This is a genomic window from Synechococcus sp. B60.1 (assembly GCF_047462555.1).
Taxonomy (GTDB): domain Bacteria; phylum Cyanobacteriota; class Cyanobacteriia; order Thermostichales; family Thermostichaceae; genus Thermostichus.
Window position 1 is genome coordinate 19,055 of sequence record NZ_JANSJN010000011.1, and the last position, 19,241, is coordinate 38,295.

The window sequence follows — 19,241 nt, forward strand, 5'->3', positions numbered from 1 at the left end:
AAAAGATGTCAAGAATTATTTTTGAGTTGATAACAATTTTGCCTCTCTTAATAAAAAGCTATCGTGCTAATTAAAAATATTGATTTTCGTCCAGGATTGAATGGGGATATCATTCTGTTAAGTCGGGGGATCCCTTCTCTGGGCTGTCCTCGTCGATTTTGTCGGATCGATTTTGTGCAAGAAAGATGGGGACTTAGCCTGGAGTTGGCAGCTTTGCCCGCCTAAGTGACAGTTGTGGTTAACCCAGATGGCTCCTACAACCTTTTCTGGCTTCAGTCTATTGAGTCTGAGGTCGGCGGCTGGGCAGGGCCTTCTCTCCAGGGGGAGGTCTGTGGTGGCTGGGGTAGGTGTGGCCGAGAAGAGCTGTCCACTGAGGTTTGGGCAGAGAATCTCCCGGATGAGTTCGATGGAAATTGCAGGATCGAACCCAATAGGGGAGATCAGGTTGGAGATCGATTGGCCTTATTGCTGGGTTCGGCAACGTTCAGGAACTGAGTGTTCAAAAGTGGAGGGTTGATATGCCTATTGCAGTCGGAATGATCGAAACCCGTGGGTTCCCGGCAGTGGTAGAAGCTGCCGACGCCATGGTAAAGGCCGCGCGCGTCACCCTCGTGGGTTACGAGAAAATTGGCAGCGGGCGCGTCACCGTGATCGTGCGAGGCGATGTCTCCGAGGTGCAGGCCTCGGTAGCTGCCGGCTTGGAGTCTGCCAAACGGGTGAGTGGGGGCGAGATCCTCTCCCACCACATCATCGCCCGTCCCCACGAAAACCTGGAGTTTGTGCTGCCCATCCGCTACACGGAGGCAGTGGAGCAGTTTCGCACCTAAACCAAGCAGTTGCACCTGGCCCGGAATTGACCCGAGCCGGAAAGTCGGGCCGGGTTTACACTCCCCCAACAATTTCAGCGTAAGGAGTCCCTATGGCTATTGCAGTCGGAATGATCGAAACCCTGGGCTTCCCGGCAGTGGTAGAAGCTGCCGACGCCATGGTAAAGGCCGCGCGCGTCACCCTCGTGGGTTACGAGAAAATCAGCAGCGGGCGCGTCACCGTGATCGTGCGGGGCGATGTCTCCGAGGTGCAGGCCTCGGTGGCCGCTGGGATCGAGTCGGTGAAGCGGGTCAATGGCGGCCAGTTGCTCTCCTGGCACATCATCGCCCGTCCCCACGAAAACCTGGAGTACGTGTTGCCCATTCGCTACACCGAGGATGTGGCTCAGTTCCGCGAAGGGGTCAACGCCATCCGTCCCTTCACCCGTCCATAGATGCGTATCGCGATTGTGCGGGGCACTGTTACCAGCACCCAAAAGGATCCCAGCCTGACGGGGGTGAAGTTTCTGGTGGTGCAGTATGTCGATCTCGAGGGCCGACCGCAGCCCGACTACGCTGTAGCCGCCGATCCGGTGGGGGCCGGCGCTGAGGAGTGGGTGCTGGTCAGCCAAGGCAGCGCAGCTCGCCAGCCGCAGGGGAACGAAACCCGCCCGTTGGATGCAGTGGTGATGGCGATCATCGACACCGTTAGCATTGGCGGTCGCTCCCTCTACAACAAGCGCGACCAACGCTAGCTGGGATCTCTCTTTCCTTTCCCTGACGTGTTCTAGAGGCTCACGGTTATGCCTGCTCACACCTACGCTGCGCCGCCAACGCCCTGGTCTCGCCGCCTGGCGGAGCCTACCATTCATCCCTCTGCCTACGTGCATTCCTTTTCCAATCTCATTGGGGATGTGCGCGTGGGCGCGCAGGTGCTGATTGCCCCAGGAACTTCCATCCGTGCAGATGAGGGCTCCCCCTTCTACATTGGCGACGGCTCCAACGTCCAGGATGGAGTGGTGATCCATGGCCTGGAACAGGGGCGGGTCATTGGCGAGGATGGCCAGCCTTACTCGGTTTGGATCGGCAAGAATACCTCCATTGCTCACATGGCTTTGATCCACGGGCCAGCCTACGTGGGCAACAACTGCTTCATCGGCTTTCGCTCCACGGTATTTAACGCGCGGGTGGGGGATGGCTGCATCGTCATGTTGCACTGCCTGATCCAGGATGTGGAGATCCCGCCGGGCAAGTATGTGCCCTCCGGCTCCATCATCACCACGCAAGCTGAGGCGGATCGGCTGCCCGATGTGCAGGATAGCGATGCCAAGTTTGCCCAACATGTGATCGGCATCAACCAGGCTCTGCTAGAAGGCTATCACTGCAGTGAAAACCTCGTCTGTATTGCTCCCATTCGCAACGAACTTCTGCAGTCGCGCACCTCTAACCCAACGGCTACGGAGACGGCATCTATGACTCATTCCTCCTCTCGCGCCAACGGCCGGAACGGCGGCGGATCCGTTCTCAAGCCGGAGGTGGTGGAGCAGGTTCGCGCCCTGTTGGCCCAAGGCTATCGGGTAGGGCTGGAATATGCCGATGCCCGCCGCTTCCGCACTTCTTCCTGGCAGAGCGAAAGCCCAATCACCAGCACCCGCGAGGCCGAGGTAATGCAATCGCTGGAAGCTATTCTGGCGGAGCACCGCGGCGAATACGTGCGCCTGCTGGGGATCGACCCCAAGGCAAAACGACGGGTGCTGGAGCAGATCATCCAAACCCCGGAGGGGCCGGCGACTGTTTCCGGATCCCCCAGCCACGTCTCGGTTACGGCCCCAGGTTCTGGGGCAGCCAGCTCGCGCCCTGACGCCGGCTTGGAGGAGGAGATCCGGGCGCTATTAGCGCAGGGGTATCGCGTCGGCCTGGAGGTGGCCGATGTTCGCCGCTACCGCACCTCTTCCTGGCAGACTTTGGGCAATTGGAGCGGCTCGGCCCAAGAGATCCTGGCGGCTGTGCAGGCGGCCCTGGCCGAACACACGGGAGAGTATGTGCGCCTGCTGGGGATCGATCCCAAGGCCAAACGGCGGGTGCTGGAGAAGGTGATTCAAACGCCCCAGGGGCAGGTGAGCAGCAGCAGTGGCGGGACAGCCCCGCCTGCAGAGGGGGGCAACCTGGGAGGGAGTGGTGCTGGCCTCGACCTGGAGTTACAGGAAGAGGTACATCGGCTGCTGGCCCAGGGCTATCGCATCGGCTACGAATATGCTGACGAGCGCCGCTTCAAAACCTCCTCTTGGCAAAGCGGGCCGACCATTCACGCTAGCCGCGGGCCGGAGGTGTTGGCCAAGCTGACGGCTGCTTTGGCGGAGCACCAAGGCCATTACGTGCGCCTATTGGGGATTGATCCCAAGGGGAAAAAGCGGGTTTACGAGCGCATCATTCAAACGCCCGGCGGCAAGTCGCCCGCCCCTGCAGCCCAGGGATCCCCAGCGGCTACTCCTGTTTCCACCGTTCCTGCCAGCACCCGACTCAGCAGCGAGGTGGTGGCACAGGTGCAGCAATTGCTCAGCCAGGGCTACCGCATTGGCACCGAACACGCGGACAAGCGGCGTTTTCGCACCTCCTCTTGGCAGAGCTGCAGCCCTATCGAGGCCACCCAGGTGCCCCAGGTGGTAGCGGCTCTGGAAGCCTGCCTGGAGGAGCACCGCGGCGAGTATGTGCGTCTGCTGGGCATCGACCCCAAAGCCAAGCGACGGGTGCTGGAGCAGATCATCCAAACCCCTTGAGGGATCCGCATCTTCTCTGAATCACTGTCGGTTCAAGGTTGGTTTTGGTCCGACCTCCTAGCGATGAGGAGCACCTTGGCTTTGCCTCTGCCCACCTCCACAATGCTGCGCTCCTGGCCCAGCCAGAACGGCGAAACTCACTACTATGTCAGTGGCGAAGTGCAGGTGGAGGCAGGAGCAGGCATCGGAGCGGGAGTGCTGTTGCGGGCCAACCCCGGCTGTCGCATCGAGATCGGGCGGGGCGTCTGTATTGGCATGGGATCCGTTCTCCACGCCTGTGGGGGATCCCTTGTCGTGGAGGCGGGGGCCACCCTGGGGATGGGGGTACTGGTGATCGGTCAGGGCACCATCGGCAAAAATGCCTGCATTGGCTCGGAAACCACGCTGCTCAACTGTTCGGTGCTCAGCCAGGCAGTGATCCCTCCCCGCTCGCTGGTCGGGGATCCCACCTATTCCAGCAGGCAAGAGGCGGAGGTGGGCATAGCTAGCGAGGCAGAGCCCGTGTCGGCAGTAGCCCCGCCAGAACCCTCTGAGGAAACCTTGCCTGAGCTGGCCTCTCCCCCCGATTCGCCGCTGGTTCAGGTGGAAAAGCAAACCCGTCGTTGGCAGGAGGCGGCTGAGCAAACCCAAGAGAACTCAAGATCCCCTAAGACCCGCAAGCTCAATGGGATCCCGGGCTATTCGGAGCTGGATCGGCTGCTGGGCAAGATCTATCCTTACCGGCAGATCCTATCCTCTGGGGGTGGCCAGTCTTGAGGGCTACACTGGCATAAAGAAGTAGGGTGCTATGTCCACCTCTTTGGGTCTTATTCAGACACGCAGCTTTCCAGTCATTGTGCGCATTGCCGACGCCATGACCAAGTCGGCAGGAGTGGCGCTGATCGGCTTTGAGAAGATCTCAGGAGGCTACTGCACGGCAATCGTACGGGGAGGGATTGCCGATGTGCGCATTGCCATCGAGGAGGGGATTGAGCTAGCCCGCCAGTTTGACCAAGAGGAAATCTCCAGTTTGGTCATTCCACGGCCTTTGCCCAACTTGGAGGCGGTGCTGCCCGTCAGCAGCAAGCTGTCTCAACTGGCGCAAAACCGCGGCTACAGCCGCCTCAGCAACTTGGCCGTGGGCCTGCTGGAAACCCGCGGCTTTCCGGCTATGGTAGGGGCCGCCGATACAATGCTGAAAACGGCGGATGTGCAACTGGCCGCCTACGAGACCATCGGCGACGGGCTGTGTACGGCCATCATTCGGGGCACGGTGGCCAACGTGGCCATCGCCATCGATGCCGGCATGTACGAGGCAGAGCGCATCGGCGAGTTGCATGCGGTGGCCGTGATCCCGCGCCCTCTCGACGAACTGGAGCAGGCTCTACCGGTGGCCAGTTGTTTCGTTGCCCAACCGGTTACCTTGCCGGTGGCCATCCCCCAAGCCCAAGGACAAGAGGTGCGGCGCAGCGATACCGTTGTCGAGCGGATCCCAGTTTATCTGGAGCCGCCGGAAACCCCTTAGGTTGACCTTGCAAGACGGGAAGGCTCGTGCTGTACCTGACCTCTCCGTATATGGGGGGGCACAGGGGGATGTTAGTTGAAGATCTGGGATTACCTCCAGAAAGCCGAGCGGGGCAGAGAGGAAAAATGTTAGGCTACTGGAAGACCTGGGTCCGTGCAGCTCCGACGCCCAAACCGTGTCAGGATCGGAAGATAGCAGCACTACGGGATGCTCTGAGCAGGCGCGTCAACCCGGGTCGCCCTTTTCCTGCACCTAGATTTTCCTTGTTCAAGTTGTTCCGCTGGCCCTGGCAAGGCACACCCTATGGCTGAGAAAGACAACCCCCTCGCCAACTTGGCTGAGAAAGCTTTCTACTTTGGTATGGGTCTGGCCGCTCTGGTGGCCGACAATGCCCCCAAGGTAGCTGGGAGTGCTAGAGAGCGCCTGCTGGAGCTGCGCAAGCAGGTGCAAGCCTTAGTCGATGAATTGGTAGAGTTGGGGGCAATGAGAGCCGAGGAGGCGCAGGCCTACATGGACGCCATTGCCGCCAATGCTAAGCGCAAGGAAGAGGGGGAGCCTGCTGGTGGCCCCCGCAAAATCACTATCGAAGATATGGGCGGAGCAGAGCTAGAAGGGAGTACTGCCATTGAGCTGTCGGAGGCAGCTCGCCTGCGCCGGCAGATTGCTGAGCTGCAGGCAGAACTGGAGCGCATCAAGAAAGAGACAGGTAGAGCCTAGGTCTCGCTAAAGACAGGGAGGGCTCCCTAGCTCTGCAGAAGCCAGCCCGCCCTCACAACTGTCCAGCAACGCGTCCTGGAGGACTCGAACCCCCGACATCCGGTTTTGGAGACCGACGTTCTACCAACTGAACTAAGGACGCATGGGTAAAGAACCAGCCCCTTACCTAGTTTACCCAGTGTAGCAGGTATGCCCAAAGCCTCAGAGGGCTTCTTCTTTAGAATCCGTTTTGGCTTTGATGCGAGTGGCCTTGCCCACTCGGTTTCGCAGATAGAACAGCTTGGCCCGCCGCACCTTGCCACGCCGCAACACCTGGATTGACTCAATGCGCGGCGAGTGAACCAGGAAGACCCGCTCCACTCCAATTCCCTGGAAAACCTTGCGCACCGTGATGGTGCGGTTGCATCCAGAGTGACGCATGGCGATAACCGTGCCTTCAAAGGCTTGCACCCGCTCTTTGCCGCCCTCTTGAATGCGCACCCCCACCCGTACCTGATCGCCAACATGGATCTCTGGCAGATCCGGCTTCATGTAGGCCGCTTCGATGGAGCGGAGGATCTCTTCGGCGTTGATGCGAGCGTTCATGGCTTTCCCGCGCTATCGGCAGCTAATCAGTGTAGCAATCCCCCCCTTTTTTGTACAGAGCCTGCCAGCCGCCCGCACCCAATAGCCGATGTGGGAAACCGCGTTTGCACCCCCTCTCCTTTTTCAATAGGCTGGATACAGAGAAAGCCCTTGTGAAAGGCGAGAGACTTTTGTGATCCTGCGCACCAATGAGCCCCAGACGGGATCCCCACCCCCTGCCAAATCTACTGACCAACCCCTGCCACAGAGCGGATCCCGTAACAGAGGACTGCCCATCGGCTGGATCCTGGTGGGGATGCTGTTGGCCGGCTTGGGCGGTGGCGGCATTCTCGTTCAGCGTCAGCTCCGGCAACAGATGGCCCAGCGTCTGCAGAGGCTAACGGTGCCCGTGCAGGTGACAGATCTCACCCAACGCCTGAGGGTGAGCGGCCAGGTGCAGCCGATCCGGCAGGTGAATGTCAGCCCCCGCGAGTCCGGTCGTCTGGCGGAGCTGCTGGTGGATCAGGGGGATGAGGTGGTGGCGGGGCAAGTGTTGGCTCGGATGGACTACGGCGATCTGGCCAGCAGCATTCGCCAAGCCCAAGCCCGCATCCAAGAGCTACAGGCCCGCCTGGCGGAACTGCAAGCCGGCGAGCGACCCCAGGTCATCGCGGCAGCCCAGGCTAGGGTGGACGCGGCGCGGTCGCAGGTGAGTTTGGCCCAAAGGGAATTGGAGCGGATTCAGGCGCTGGTGCAGGAGGGGGTTGTAGCCCGCAGCGAGCTGGATCAACGCCTAGCTCGCTTGGAACAAGCGCAAGCGGACTTGCAAGCTGCCCAACAAGAGCTGGAGCGATTGCAGTCAGGTAGCCGCCCAGAAACGCTGCAGCAGATCCAAGCTCAGATTGCCCAGGCGCAAGCCGAGCTGGCGCAGCGGCAATCTCGCCTGGCTGAGGCCGAGATCCGGGCTCCTTTTTCCGGCGTGGTGGTGCAGCGCTTTGCCGAGGTGGGATCCTTTGTAACTCCCACTACCGCAGCTTCCGATGTCACCGCCGCCTCTTCCAGCTCCATCTTGGCACTGGCCCAAGGGATCGAAGTGCGAGCAGAGGTGCCGGAGGCGCAAATTGCCCAGGTGCGGGTGGGGCAGCCGGTGGAGATCCGATCCCTGGCCTATCCGGATCGGGTGGTGCAGGGGCGGGTGAAGCGGATTGCCCCTGCCACGGTGATGGTGCGGGAGGTCACCGTCTTTCGGGTCATGATCGAGCCGGAGCCGGGGGCAGACTTTTTGCGCACCGGCATGAACGTCTCGGTGGATTTTATCGGGGAGCGGCAGCCTCAGGCGCTCACAGTGCCCTCGGTGGCCATCCTGCGGGAGCAGGGCCAAGAGGGGGTGATCCTGCTGGATCCGCAAACCCAGCGGCCCGCCTATCGACCGGTGGAAACGGGCCTCACCCAGGGCGGGATCACCCAAGTGCTCTCGGGCTTGCGGGCGGGGGATCGGGTCTTTACGGCGCTGCCGCCGGGGGTGAACCTAGAGGCTTTGATCCGACAAGAGCAAAATCGCAGCGAAACCGCTCAAATCAAGCCACACCCATGAGCCTACCGATTGCAGCCCAAATGGCCTGGCAAATGGTGCGCCGCTACCGCCTGCGCACCGGTTTAAGCATGTTGGGGATCCTCATCGGCAACGCCGCTGTGGTGGCCATTGCTGGGTTTGGCCATGCCGCCCAGGAGCTGGCCGTGGATCAGTTCCGTTCTTTGGGCACCAACTTGCTCATTGTCTTTTCTTCCAGCTTGGGCCTGGCGGACGCCAGCAACACCCGTCCCATCACCCTTGACGATCTACGGGCAATTGCCGCGGAAGTGCCCGCTGTGTCGGCAGCCGTCCCCAGTCTTGTGGTCAATGTGCGCGCCGTGCGGGGCGGAGTGGATCGCCGCTATGAGGCCACAGGCACCTGGCCGGAGTATTTGTCGGTGCTGAATTTGGAGGTTGAGGAAGGCCGCTTTCTCTTGCCGGCGGATATTGAGGAGCAGCGCCCGGTGGTGGTGCTGGGCAGCGAGGCCGCCCGCGAGCTGTTCGGCTTGGATCCTGCCGCTGCAATTGGGGAGACGCTGCTGCTGAACAACTTGCCCTTTGAGGTAATCGGCACGTTGCGTTCCAAGCCAACGGTGTTTGGCAACAGCGATGCTGGCCTGTTTTTGCCGGTGGATGTGGTGGCCAACCGCTTTGTCGGGCGGCGTTCCCCCTACGGCCTGGAGCTGACGGCGATCTTTGTCTCGGCCCGCTCTGAAGCCGATCTGCCGGCTGCCGAGTTCCAGATCCGCAACTTGCTGCGGCAACGGCACCAACTGGTGGGGGAGGATGACTTTGTTGTCCGCAACCAAAAGGTGTTGCTGGACGGGGCGGCCAGGATCTTAACTCTGCTGCGGGTGTTGTTGACCGGCACAGCGGCGCTCTCGCTGCTGGTGGGCGGGGTGGGGATCATGAATGTGATGCTGATCTCGGTGGCGGAACGCACCTCTGAGATCGGGCTGCGCAAGGCGATCGGCGCCGATAGCCGGCAAATTTTGCAGCAGTTTGCCACCGAAGCTATTCTCATTGCCGTCAGCGGCGGCGTGGCCGGGATCCTCCTCAGCAGCGGCCTGCTGGTGGCGGTGCAAGTGTTCACGCCCCTGGCTACCCGCGTGGATGCAGTGGCAGTGGCAGTGGCCTTTTCCCTCTCGACAGGGATTGGGCTGGTCTTCGGCATTTTCCCGGCCCGGAAAGCGGCACAATTGGATCCCATCGAGGCCCTGCGAGCCTGAGATCCCCCATTCGTAGGATAATGGGAGCTTACAGTTGACACTCCCGCGACTAAAGTCGGGGGATTCTTACGCAGTCCACAGTTGGACTCGTAAAGGCGCTGTCAAGACGCCCCTAGACGGTTCCCAGAGACAAAGCCTCAAGGTTCCGCTTACTTGTTGACTTACGGCACTGTCCGGGTTTTTCACCGGGGTAGGTGCTGACTTAAGATTACAAGATAACATTGGCGAGCGACTCCAGTCGTTCGAAGGCTTTTCTGCCCTGCACTACTCGCGCTAGCGGCGCGGAGCGCTGAGTACGGGGCTACCAAGTTACTCTGCTGTGTTGAGTTGTCCGCCGTTCGCTAAGGAGCTTCCCCCTTGGTCAGAGAGCGAATAGAGGTGATCGTCCCTGCCACCACCGCTAACTTGGGGCCGGGGTTCGATTGCATCGGTGCAGCCCTGGAGCTCTACAACCACTTCCAATTTCGCGAGATTCCCACCGGTCTCAGCATCCACTATCGCGGCAGCGATCACATCAGCCAGAGCAAGGACAACCTGGTGTATCGTGCCTTCTGCCGTGCTTTCGAGCTGCTCAGCAAGCCGGTGCCGGGGGTGGAGATTGAGATCACCCTCAACGTGCCCCTGGCGCGGGGGCTGGGCAGCTCTGCCACTGCCATTGTCGGCGGCCTGCTGGGGGCTAATGCTCTTGGATCCCTGAACCTGGCTCCTGAGACTCTCCTGCAGTTGGCCATTGCCCTCGAAGGCCATCCCGACAACGTGGTGCCTGCCCTCCAGGGCGGCTGTCAACTCTGTGTGCAGGGGCAGCAGGGGCAATGGGTATTTTGTCCGGTGGATTGGCACGAACACATCGGCCTGGTGGCGGCAGTGCCTAACTTTAAGCTGTCCACCCAGGCGGCCCGCGAGATCCTGCCCAAGTCCGTCAGCCTGGCGGATGCTGTCTTTTCCGTCAGTCACCTGGGGCTGCTTATCCGCAGCCTGCAGTCGGGGCGGGTGGACTGGCTAAAGGTGGCCTTGCAGGATCGGCTGCACCAACCGGCGCGCATGGAGCTAATTACCGGCTTCAAAACCGTCCAGGCGGCGGCTCTGGCTGCCGGGGCCTATGGGGTGGTGATCAGCGGGGCTGGCCCCACACTTTTAGCCTTCTGCGCCCCGGAGGAGCGAGAACGAGTGGGATCCGCCATGGTCGGCGCCTGGGAGCAACTGGATATCGAAGCAGAGGCCAAACCCCTGAATTTGGATCGAGAGGGGGGACGGGTGGTGATCCATTCCCAAGTATAGAGGAGGCTCTTGGGTCAAGCTGGTCATCCCGATTGAAAGGGGGTCGTGCTTTTAGAATACGACCCTTTGAAAGACTGGGCAAAACTCTTTCGGCATCCCTACCCTGGCAGGAGCAGGCCCAGCAATAGGAGCAGGGGGGGGAGAAACAGCCAAGCTGCCACCGCCAAAGCCGCCATCGCCGCCACCAACACCGCTCCGGCAGCGCAATCTTTAGCAATTTCTGCCAGCAGGTGATAGCGGCTGCCCAGGGTCAGATCCACCACTGCTTCCAGGGCAGTATTCACCAGCTCCAAGGCCATCACCATCCCGCTGGTCAAGCTGATCAGGGCCATTTCTACAGCGCTCAGCCGCAGGGCCAACCCCAAGACAAAGGCCACCACCGCCACAGCCAGGTGGATGCGAAAGTTGCGCTGGGTGCGGGCGGCGTACAGCAGGCCCTTTCCCGCATAGTAGAAGCTTTTACTGAGGCTAGTGGCCACCTGCCACGAGGGGGGGCGCTGCCAGGGATCCTTCGCCGGGAGGTCAGCCTGGGCTCCCGCATCTGCTGCCTTGGAGGGATGGGCCGAATTGACCTGCGCTGAAGTAAAAGGAGCTCGCTGTCGCAATGCCGCCAAACGCAGCGGCTGGGGAAAACGGCTAGGGCTGCTGGCCATGGGTCACCTCCAGATCTTCTTGGATGGCGGCAAGCAGGTAGCGCTGTTGCTGCAACATGCGCTGTAGGGAAAGCTCATCGGGGTGATCCCATCCCAGGAGATGCAGCAGGCCGTGGCTGGCCAGCCAGGCCAATTCCTGCGACAGCCGCTGCCCCTGGGCTTTTGCTTGCGCGCAAGCAGTGGGTACCGAAATTACGATATCCCCCAGCAGGCGCACCCCTGTTATCTTCTGCAGCTCGACAGGGGTGGACATCTCCTCGGCGGCAAAGGCCAGGACATCGGTGGGAGCGTCGATGTGGCGAAACTCGCGGTTGAGCTGGCGGATGTGCTCGTCGGAGGTGAGGCAAAGGCTGAGCTCGCAGGGATCCTTCACCCCCAGCTCTCGCAGCCACACTGCAAACCAACGGTGCCAAGTGGCTTCCTCAACTGGGCTGGGGACGTTTAGCTCCAGGTACAGATCCAGGAATCCATCCATGCAGGCCTCACTCACACCATGCACCTTATTCTAGTGGTTTGCTCAGCTCGGGCCAGGCCTCGGCGGCTCTCTGGTTGGCAAGCTGTTGTAGCGTTTGCCGCAGCCGATTCTCCAGCTTTTGCCGGCAACTGTCTGGATCGACCCCTCGCGGGGAAAGAAGCTCCGCTGGGAACAGATCTCCGGCGATGCCGACAGCCCAGGCCCCTGCCTGCAGATATTCTGCTGCATTGGCCAAGGTGACTCCCCCCGTTGGGATCAAAGGCAGGGATCCCAGCACCGGTTGCAGGTGGCGTAGGTAACGGGATCCGCCAAGGCTTTCTGCCGGAAACACCTTCACTGCCGTTGCCCCCGCCTGCCAGGCCCTCCAGATCTCGCCAGGGGTGAGGGCGCCGGGCACGATGGGCAGCCCCGCTTCCCGACCCCAGCAGATGATGCTCTCGTCCGTAAAGGGGCAAACATAGAATTGGGCTCCCGCTTGCCAAGCCTGCTCTGCCATCTGCCGATTTAAAACCGTGCCCACTCCTATCCAGCAATGTGGGTAGTCTTGCCGCAGTTGGGCAATCAACTCCAGATATCGGGGAACGTGGGGAGTGATCTCAATGTGGCGGATCCCGGCCCGGATGGCCAAGGTGGATCCCTCAAGGGCCTGAGCGTGGCTGGCCGAGAGGCGAATCACTGCGATTAGCGGCTCCTGCCACAGGTGGAGCAGCCAGGGGTGCTGTGACCTTTCTCCAAATTTGCCTTCAGAATGCTCGAACACCATCTGTGGGAAAGTAACCTCTCATGGATTTCCCCTGCTGCAGTTGCTTGGCTTCAATTTAAAGTTTTAGTTAATTTAAGATTTTAGCTGCAATCCAAAAATGACAAAGCCAACCTGTCAGTAAAGCAATGACAAATTGTAACAAACTCTTTTTTTGAGGAGGAAGTCAGGAACGAGCAAAGTTGGTGTTTACGGTGGTATGCGCATCTGCAGCCTTGGTTGGAGCCTTTGCTTTGACTATCCTTAGGTTTTGCTGGCAGGTAGGTGGCTAGCCTATTGCCATTTGGTTGATGTTGAGGTTGCTGTCGTTTGCCATTTGGAGTAGCGATACCGGGCAATAGCCAGATTGGGCTCGATCAGGCCTTGCAAATCTTTGTATTCTTAGGGTCGGTAGGTTGGTTGCCGAGGGTGTGGGGAGTGATGAGTCTTGGGATACGCAGCCTGAAGGCATGGGTGGTGGTCGGTTGGCTCGCTCTCTTGCTGTTGGGCAGTTTCTGGGGGGTTGCCCCATCTCAGGCGCAGAATGTCTACCAACTGCAACAGCGACAGCAGCAGATCCAGCAACAAATCCAGGGCACCCAACGCCGCCTGGGAGAGCTGCGCCAAGCGGAAGAAGAAGCCCGCCGCCGCATGGGATCCCTGCGGCAAAACATCCAACAGACGGAAGCCAGCCTGCGCGACAACCAATATCGTCTAGAACAGGCCCAGAGGGCGCTAGAGCAAGCGCAGAAGGAGCTTAAAGAGCTGGAAGACCGCCTGCGACGGCAGCAGCAGGGCACGGCCGCCCGCTTGCGCTACATGCAGCGGCAGGGGGCAGAACATTGGTGGGCTTTGCTGCTCACCAGTCGTGACCTGAACGAGTTTTTCGATCGCCGCCACCAGTTGCAGTTGCTAATCGAAGCCGACCGGCAGTTGATCCAAGAGCTGCAGGCGATGGCAAAGGAGGTGGATCAGCAGCGGATTGCCTTGGAGGCGCAGCGCAACGAGATTTCCTTGATCTTGCAGGAGCTGGCGGCCCAGAAAAACCAACTGCAGCAGCAGGCTGCCGCTCAAGAGCAACTGGTGGGCCGACTGGCCAACGAGCGCGCCGCCTATGAAGCAGCCCAACGGCGCTTGGAAGCCGATTCCCAACAGTTGACCATCCTCATCCAGCAACTGATCGCCCAGCAGGCTCAGCAGCGGGGGGGCAGGGATCCGGTTCAGGGCACGGGTCGGTTGATCCCACCGGTGCGCGGGCCGATCACCAGCGGCTTCGGCTGGCGGGTTCACCCCATCTATCGCAGCCGCCGCTTCCATGCGGGAATCGACTTCGGTGTGCCCACCGGCACTCCGGTGAGGGCTGCAGACCGGGGCACGGTCATCTACGCCGGTTGGTACGGCGGCTACGGCTACACAGTCATCGTCAACCACGGCGGCGGCATCACCACCCTGTACGCCCACAACAGCCGCGTCGCCGTCGGGGTGGGCCAGCAGGTACAGCGGGGGCAGGCCATTGCCGCTGCCGGCTCCACCGGCCTCTCCACCGGGCCTCATGTTCACTTCGAGGTGCGGGTCAACGGCCAGCCGGTCGATCCCCGCCGCTACTTGTGAAGCAGCGCATCTGCCGGCAACGGCTGCAGGGATCCCGCCTGCAAGATCCACCGCACATCGGCAATGGAGGACAGCTCCTCCGGGTCGTGGGAAACCACCAACACCGTCCAGGTGGATTTCAGGCGGGCCAGCAGCTCGATCAACTGCTGCCGCACTGACCAGTCCAGCCCCGCCGTCGGCTCGTCCAGCAGCAGTAAAAAAGGGCCGCGAATGAGCTGTACCGCCAGGGCCAAGCGCCGCTGCTGTCCGCCGCTGAGATGGTTGGGGGAGGTGCACAGAGGGATCCCTGCCAATCCCACCTGTTGGAGAACGTTTTCAATCTCCTTTTGCTGCAGCTCCGGGTGGCCGAAGCGCATTTCCTCTAGCACCGTCAAGCCACAAAAGTGGCGCTCCGGGAACTGAAACACCAGCCCCGCCATGCTGCGCAGTTGCTGAGGAGAGAGCTCTGTTCCTCCCCAGGCAATCCGCCCGCGCGTGGGCCGCGCCAAGCCAGCCAAAATTTCCAGCAGGGTGCTTTTGCCGGCCCCACTTTTGCCCACGATCAGCCCCAACTGGTTCAGGCCTAGCTCAAAGGAGAGATCCCGGAGAATTGGCTGAGAGAGGGTTGCCGGGTGGTAGCAGAGATCCTGAACCTGCAACATAAGCGGCGGTGCTGGGAGAGTTGTCGTTATTTTGGCACTGGAAAGCTCTGCCGGACAGCTACAACCACTCTTCTAGGCGCCCCAACTGATCCCGGAAGCCATAGGTGAGTTCGCGGTACCACTCTCGCAGCTCCAGTTGATCTACAGCTCGCCGCAAAGCCTCTTGGGAGCGCTCGATGGGGCGCAGAGCCGCAGACGGGATCCCTTCTTGAGCGGCCCATTGTTCAAACAGAGCCAGCTCCGTCTGCAAGTAGAGAATGAGGTTGGCCACATCCTGCGGGTGCGGGTAGCGGGTGGCATCTGGCATAAGACATCTCACCAGGGGAACTAGCTCCATTCTGGCCAAGAATCTGTCCCGCTGCCGCCTGAGGGCCCTATCCCCTCTCGCCTGCTTCTGTACTCTAGGCCGCAAAACGCAGATAATGCGGGGAGAAATGTTCACTGCCGGCGAGGGATCCATGAGCCAAAAGCTGCTGTTTGTGTGCCTGGGCAACATCTGCCGTTCTCCCGCTGCCGAAGGGATCACCAACTACTTGCTGCAGAGCAGCGGTCATGAGGGGGACATTCTCTGCGATTCGGCAGGTACAGCCGCCTATCACATCGGCAGTCCCCCAGATCGCCGCATGCAACAAGTTGCCCAGCGCTATGGACTGGAGCTGCACGGCCAAGCCCGGCAAATTCATCCTTTGGATCTGCGGGAGTTCGACCTGATCCTGGCTATGGATCGGCAAAATTATCGCGATATCCTCAGCCTCGATCCCCAGAGAAGATATGCCGACAAGGTGCGCCTCATTTGTAGCTACTGTCGTTCTCACACCGATGAAGAAGTTCCGGATCCTTACTACGGGGGCGAGGCGGGGTTTCACTACGTGATCGAGCTGCTCTGGGATGCCTGCAGCGGCCTGCTGGAATCCCTGATCCCCGGGATCCAATGCCCGCCGCTGCCCAGCCGCACCTAAATTCTCGCTCAATTCTATAGTTTTGCTGAAATCCGCCTGGCGGACGGATCCCTTCTGGGTAGCCTGAGCGTGGGTTTCCAAGTAAGCCCCGGCAGCTTTGGCAGAGCATCAACGGAAACATGCTGCCGACAACCATTGGCAAGAGGCAGGAGGGTCAGGATGGATCAGCTCTTTCCAGTCTTGGTTGGGATTGTCTTTTATGCCTTTTTTAGCTACACCTTGATGGTGATTGGACAAAAGCTGAGTGTACCCAATGCCTGGTTGGCCTGGATCCCGATTGGGAACATTTGGGTAATGTGCAGGGCTGCCGGCAAGCCAGGGTGGTGGGTTCTCCTCTTTTTTATTCCCTTAGTCAACCTAATTTTCTCCATCTGGGTAATCTTTGCCATCCCGCCCCGCCTTAACAAATCTCGATGGCTGGGCCTGTTGATCTTCTTGCCTCTGGTGGGGGCCTTGGCCTATACAAGCATTCTGGCCTTCACCTAGAGTCACTGACCGTCCTTGCTGCCAATTACCCCAGGAGGCTCGTGACCAGCCTAGAAGCAGCTAGCTCTGGCACCTTGCTTTCCCGATAGCGTTGACTGGGCGCTTACCTCAGCCGGCTCCCAATTTGAGTTGTTGCCACTAGAAAGAAGATCTCAAAGCAGGAGCGTGCTCCAAACCCGCCCCCTTGGATCCCAGGTCTCTGCCCTGGAGGCGGCCACCCTGATGAGCACCCTCAGCGATAACTTCGCCACCAATCTGATCATCGATCGCCGATCGCCTGGGTGGACAGGAGACTCTCAACCAAAAATTTCGTCAGTGGCGGCTACAGCACACGCAAATTTCCTGGTGGCTACCGGATCTGGAGGGCACCAACACCAGCAGCCCACGCGACATAGTTTGGTTGCTCAGCCAAGTGGAACAGGGGCGCATGCTCAGCCGCCGCAGCCGCGACCACTTTTTGGACATTCCCTAGGGCACCCAACGGCCCTCCTACTTTCGACCCCACCTGGACCAGGAGGTGCACATTGCCCACAAGACGGGAACCCTGCGCTCAGTGGTGGGAGATGCCGGGATCCTGGATTTGCCCAACGGACGACGCTATGTGGCGGCGGTATGGGTGAAGCGAGAAACCCCCAACGACCCCAGAGCCGAAGAGCTGATCGCCAGCCTGTCGCAAGCCGCTTATGAGTTCTGAGCCGGGGATCCAACGGCAACCACGAGCAGCTTGCAACCCTGATCCCAGACATCACCAATTTTTCTCTCCCGAGCCCCATTCCGGGCAGAATGCAAATGCCAGAGTGGAGAAACAGGCAACGGGACAACTGGTCAATGTCAAAACCCTTTGGGTGCAGTGATGGCGGCAGATCTCGTGATTAAGCTGGATCAGTTTCTCAAGTGGGCGGGGGTTGTGTCTACCGGTGGGCAGGCCAAGCAGTTGATCCAAGCCGGACAGGTGCAGGTCAATGGCGAGGTGGAAACCCGCCGCGGGCGCAAATTGCGCCTTGGGGATGAGGTGAGGGCGCTGGGCCAAGTCTGGCAGGTGCACCTGGGTAAGGCCTCAGAGGGAAATCAGTGAGATCTATTGAGATCCATGAAGTAGGATTAGAAGCAGCATGGCCAAAGCTCCGATCCCCCCTGCCACCGCATACTGCCACTCCAGCCCCCACAGCAGGCAGGCAACTCCGGCCAAGATCTGGATCCCACCGGTGATCCAGTAGGGAAGGCGCGGCGGATCCACCAGGCCGTTGAGCCAGTGGCCCAACCCCATTTGCCACAGCCAAAACACCCCCAGATATTGGCTCAAAGCCGCTAGAGGGGTACGACCGACAAAAGGCAGCACCGAGAGAATCATGCCCAGGGCGATCACCAGTGTCCAGACCAAGCCCACGAAGTAAAGATGGGCCAATCCGGCAGCTCGAAACTCCGGCAACGTCGTCTGCCGCACCATATAGCCCAACCCGATCAGGGAAATCACCAGCCACAGCCAGTTGATGTTGGCCTCTTGGTGAAACTGGGTCGTGGCAAACCCGATCCCCAAAAGAATGGCCCAAACCAGGTACACCCGCCGACAGAGAGTCCAAAAAGGGACAGGGGATCCCAGGGTTTCCGTTGGCATGGCTTTTACCTTACTCGACGACAACAACTCGACCCACCATACTGGGGTGAATATCGCAGAAATACTCCTGAATGCCGGCTACCTCGAAGGTCAAGGTTTTGCTCTCGTTGCGCCGCAGCCGCCCTGTCCCTTGGAACTGCGCCCCTGCCACAGGAGTAGCCGTGTGGGGAGTGGAATCCAGGTTGGTGAAAGTCACCTTGCCCCCCCGCTTGAGAGTAATCTCCGGGGGCAGGTACTGAAACCCGCGAATGATCACCTCTGCTTCCGTTTGCGCCAGCGGGCCGTGAGCCTCGACTGCTGCCGTTGTCTCGACAGGATCCTGCCCCGCAGCCGAGCCGGCTCGTCGCCAGCGATCCACGGCCAAAATGGCCCCCACATTGACTAGGGATCCCAGCCCACTCAGCAACAGCAACCGCCGCGTCATTGGCATAGGGCTTTCTCCAAACAGGCCAGGAAGAGCAAAAAGGCTGAGACTTCCTATAGTCGTTTTAAATAGCAATGAAACGGTTCGTTACGTCGTTATTGCTACGCACTGCCGCTCTAACTCCCCTCTCCCTTTGGGAGAGGGGACAGGAGTGAAGGAAGCGCTTGGGAGCTGCCTCAACAAGGGCATGGGGAGGCCCTGGAGATCATCCAGCTCTACACCTTCAGGATCCAGCGCTCCCGAGTCTCGGCGCTGACGAAGGGAGCAGGCACCACCAAAATGCTCGGATCGAGGCGATTGAACACGGCCCGGATCGCAGTGGCGTGGGCAACTTCATTGGGACCGATGGTGCTGGCGGCAGCCACCAGGTCTTTGTTGGCAAGCTGGACAAATGCATCGTTGTAGGCCAGGGCTGCATCGAATTCCAGAGCCAGGGCCAGCTTGGCGATGTTGGCGTCGGAATCGAGATTGCCTTCTTTGCCGTCAATGTAGGTGGAGAGGTCGTAGCTATCCCGAGCCGGCGAGGGGGTTCCCCCCAACTGCCGCACGGCACCCGCCAACAGATCGCGGTGCTGTTCGTGATCCTTCAGGTTCTTGGTGGCCACTTCCAACACAATTTTGCCCACTTCGGTGTTGCTCAGCTTGCCGGCAGCGGTTTTATAGGCCCAGATCGCCTGCTGTTCCAAGTCGATGGCAGCGTTGAGGATGGCGATGTCGGCAGTGTTGGTCTGGGCAGCACTGGGCAGGCTGCGCAACCCAAGCAACCCACCCACTCCCGCCAGCAAACCGGTCAACAACAAGCTGCGGCGGGAAGGCTGCCAGAACCTGCCAGATGTGGTGCTGGGATCCCATTCGGCGGCCAAGTGAGGCAGAGCGAAGGGAGTCTTTGCAGTCTTCATCTCAAGTCTCCTGTCTCGAAAGAGGGCAACCAACCTCTAAGGGCTTGCTCTTGCTCGGGCAGTTCCCTCTCGGCCTGGTCTGATGGGAATACGCCGCTTGTCCCGCCCTGGATGCCTGAGGGAAGAGACTTTACAGAGACTTTACATGGAATGAAGCTGCCACAGCTCTCTGCCAAGAAGGGGATCCCCTGGCAGCGCTCCCCTTGTTTTTCTAGGAAAAGAGCTACCACTTGAGCAGGTTGAAGCTCTCCATGTCGATGGTGGCCCGGTTGCGGTAGATCCCCAACACAA

23 protein-coding genes, 1 tRNA gene, 1 other RNA gene and 2 pseudogenes are annotated in these 19,241 nt (G+C 60.2%); 17 read left to right on the forward strand and 10 right to left on the reverse strand.

Features of this window, described 5'->3' with window-relative positions:
- Positions 1–518 precede the first annotated feature (518 nt).
- The 8 genes from NW863_RS02305 to NW863_RS02340 all read left to right on the forward strand — a co-directional run bounded on the left by NW863_RS02305 (position 519) and on the right by NW863_RS02340 (position 5,804).
- Positions 519–827, forward strand: a complete 309-nt coding sequence (locus NW863_RS02305) for a carbon dioxide-concentrating mechanism protein CcmK (protein ID WP_011430450.1) — start codon at positions 519–521, stop codon at positions 825–827.
- Positions 828–919: 92 nt separating this feature from the next.
- Positions 920–1,261 (forward strand): carbon dioxide-concentrating mechanism protein CcmK, encoded by a 342-nt coding sequence (locus tag NW863_RS02310; RefSeq protein WP_011430451.1) that lies wholly within the window; start codon positions 920–922, stop codon positions 1,259–1,261.
- Positions 1,262–1,561 (forward strand): EutN/CcmL family microcompartment protein, encoded by a 300-nt coding sequence (locus NW863_RS02315; protein ID WP_011430452.1) that lies wholly within the window; start codon positions 1,262–1,264, stop codon positions 1,559–1,561.
- Between the two features lie 48 nt (positions 1,562–1,609).
- Complete coding sequence (locus NW863_RS02320) at positions 1,610–3,583, forward strand: ribulose bisphosphate carboxylase small subunit (RefSeq protein WP_414364144.1); 1,974 nt, start codon at positions 1,610–1,612, stop codon at positions 3,581–3,583.
- 75 nt (positions 3,584–3,658) lie between these two features.
- Complete coding sequence (locus NW863_RS02325; RefSeq protein WP_414364145.1) at positions 3,659–4,339, forward strand: hypothetical protein; 681 nt, start codon at positions 3,659–3,661, stop codon at positions 4,337–4,339.
- 31 nt (positions 4,340–4,370) lie between these two features.
- Positions 4,371–5,087, forward strand: coding sequence for a BMC domain-containing protein (locus tag NW863_RS02330; RefSeq protein ID WP_414364146.1), 717 nt, complete (start codon positions 4,371–4,373; stop codon positions 5,085–5,087).
- Positions 5,088–5,229: 142 nt separating this feature from the next.
- Positions 5,230–5,327: signal recognition particle sRNA small type (gene ffs, locus NW863_RS02335), an RNA gene on the forward strand.
- A gap of 63 nt (positions 5,328–5,390) precedes the next feature.
- The gene (locus NW863_RS02340; RefSeq protein ID WP_414364147.1) at positions 5,391–5,804 is read left to right on the forward strand and encodes a hypothetical protein; all 414 of its coding nucleotides are present in this window, start codon (positions 5,391–5,393) and stop codon (positions 5,802–5,804) included.
- A gap of 69 nt (positions 5,805–5,873) precedes the next feature.
- Here NW863_RS02340 and NW863_RS02345 read toward each other — a convergent pair.
- Positions 5,874–5,946 (reverse strand) — tRNA-Trp (locus tag NW863_RS02345).
- Positions 5,947–6,005: 59 nt separating this feature from the next.
- Positions 6,006–6,389, reverse strand: coding sequence for a 50S ribosomal protein L19 (rplS, locus tag NW863_RS02350; protein WP_414364148.1), 384 nt, complete (start codon positions 6,387–6,389; stop codon positions 6,006–6,008).
- Positions 6,390–6,561: 172 nt separating this feature from the next.
- On the opposite strand from rplS, the gene NW863_RS02355 reads away from it, so the two are divergent.
- The 3 genes from NW863_RS02355 (at position 6,562) to thrB (ending at position 10,448) form a co-directional block, all read left to right on the forward strand.
- A complete protein-coding gene (locus NW863_RS02355; protein WP_414364149.1) occupies positions 6,562–7,962 on the forward strand; it encodes an efflux RND transporter periplasmic adaptor subunit in 1,401 nt (466 codons plus the stop codon).
- Positions 7,959–9,170, forward strand: coding sequence for an ABC transporter permease (locus NW863_RS02360; protein WP_414364150.1), 1,212 nt, complete (start codon positions 7,959–7,961; stop codon positions 9,168–9,170). Before NW863_RS02355 ends, NW863_RS02360 begins: the two co-directional genes overlap by 4 nt.
- A gap of 357 nt (positions 9,171–9,527) precedes the next feature.
- Positions 9,528–10,448 (forward strand): homoserine kinase, encoded by a 921-nt coding sequence (gene thrB, locus NW863_RS02365; RefSeq protein ID WP_414364151.1) that lies wholly within the window; start codon positions 9,528–9,530, stop codon positions 10,446–10,448.
- A 98-nt stretch (positions 10,449–10,546) separates the two neighbouring features.
- On the opposite strand, the gene NW863_RS02370 is transcribed toward thrB, so the two are convergent.
- The 3 genes from NW863_RS02370 to eda are packed head-to-tail and all read right to left on the reverse strand — an operon-like array spanning position 10,547 to position 12,339.
- Entirely contained in the window at positions 10,547–11,101 is a 555-nt protein-coding gene (locus tag NW863_RS02370; protein ID WP_414364152.1) for a diacylglycerol kinase family protein, read from the reverse strand.
- Positions 11,085–11,576, reverse strand: coding sequence for an rRNA maturation RNase YbeY (ybeY, locus tag NW863_RS02375; RefSeq protein WP_414364153.1), 492 nt, complete (start codon positions 11,574–11,576; stop codon positions 11,085–11,087). Before ybeY ends, NW863_RS02370 begins: the two co-directional genes overlap by 17 nt.
- Positions 11,577–11,601: 25 nt before the next feature.
- A complete protein-coding gene (gene eda / locus NW863_RS02380) occupies positions 11,602–12,339 on the reverse strand; it encodes a bifunctional 4-hydroxy-2-oxoglutarate aldolase/2-dehydro-3-deoxy-phosphogluconate aldolase (RefSeq protein ID WP_414364154.1) in 738 nt (245 codons plus the stop codon).
- A gap of 417 nt (positions 12,340–12,756) precedes the next feature.
- Here eda and NW863_RS02385 point away from each other — a divergent pair, with 417 nt between their 5' ends.
- On the forward strand, positions 12,757–13,926 hold the full coding sequence (locus NW863_RS02385; RefSeq protein WP_414364155.1) for a murein hydrolase activator EnvC family protein: 1,170 nt from the start codon (positions 12,757–12,759) through the stop codon (positions 13,924–13,926).
- Here the strand turns inward: NW863_RS02385 and NW863_RS02390 are convergent.
- On the reverse strand, positions 13,917–14,567 hold the full coding sequence (locus NW863_RS02390; protein WP_414364156.1) for an ABC transporter ATP-binding protein: 651 nt from the start codon (positions 14,565–14,567) through the stop codon (positions 13,917–13,919). The genes NW863_RS02385 and NW863_RS02390 overlap by 10 nt on opposite strands.
- Before the next feature lie 58 nt (positions 14,568–14,625).
- A complete protein-coding gene (locus NW863_RS02395; RefSeq protein ID WP_011430466.1) occupies positions 14,626–14,874 on the reverse strand; it encodes a hypothetical protein in 249 nt (82 codons plus the stop codon).
- A 151-nt stretch (positions 14,875–15,025) separates the two neighbouring features.
- On the opposite strand from NW863_RS02395, the gene NW863_RS02400 reads away from it, so the two are divergent.
- From NW863_RS02400 to NW863_RS02420, 5 genes and pseudogenes are all read left to right on the forward strand, one after another.
- Positions 15,026–15,526 carry a low molecular weight protein-tyrosine-phosphatase gene (locus tag NW863_RS02400; RefSeq protein WP_414364162.1) on the forward strand — a complete coding sequence of 167 codons (501 nt, stop codon included), beginning with the start codon at positions 15,026–15,028 and terminating at the stop codon, positions 15,524–15,526.
- Positions 15,527–15,685: 159 nt separating this feature from the next.
- Positions 15,686–16,012, forward strand: coding sequence for a DUF5684 domain-containing protein (locus tag NW863_RS02405; RefSeq protein WP_414364157.1), 327 nt, complete (start codon positions 15,686–15,688; stop codon positions 16,010–16,012).
- Between the two features lie 165 nt (positions 16,013–16,177).
- Positions 16,178–16,222, forward strand: a pseudogene (locus NW863_RS02410) (hypothetical protein); the annotation flags it as partial.
- Positions 16,223–16,289: 67 nt separating this feature from the next.
- Positions 16,290–16,706, forward strand: a pseudogene (locus tag NW863_RS02415) (serine hydrolase).
- A 159-nt stretch (positions 16,707–16,865) separates the two neighbouring features.
- Entirely contained in the window at positions 16,866–17,087 is a 222-nt protein-coding gene (locus tag NW863_RS02420; protein ID WP_414364158.1) for an RNA-binding S4 domain-containing protein, read from the forward strand.
- 3 nt (positions 17,088–17,090) lie between these two features.
- Here the strand turns inward: NW863_RS02420 and NW863_RS02425 are convergent, their stop codons facing one another.
- From NW863_RS02425 to NW863_RS02435, 3 genes are all read right to left on the reverse strand, one after another.
- Positions 17,091–17,627, reverse strand: a complete 537-nt coding sequence (locus NW863_RS02425; RefSeq protein WP_414364159.1) for a hypothetical protein — start codon at positions 17,625–17,627, stop codon at positions 17,091–17,093.
- A gap of 10 nt (positions 17,628–17,637) precedes the next feature.
- A complete protein-coding gene (locus tag NW863_RS02430; protein ID WP_414364160.1) occupies positions 17,638–18,057 on the reverse strand; it encodes a plastocyanin/azurin family copper-binding protein in 420 nt (139 codons plus the stop codon).
- 209 nt (positions 18,058–18,266) lie between these two features.
- A complete protein-coding gene (locus tag NW863_RS02435; RefSeq protein WP_414364161.1) occupies positions 18,267–18,950 on the reverse strand; it encodes a DUF4439 domain-containing protein in 684 nt (227 codons plus the stop codon).
- Positions 18,951–19,241: the final 291 nt, after the last annotated feature.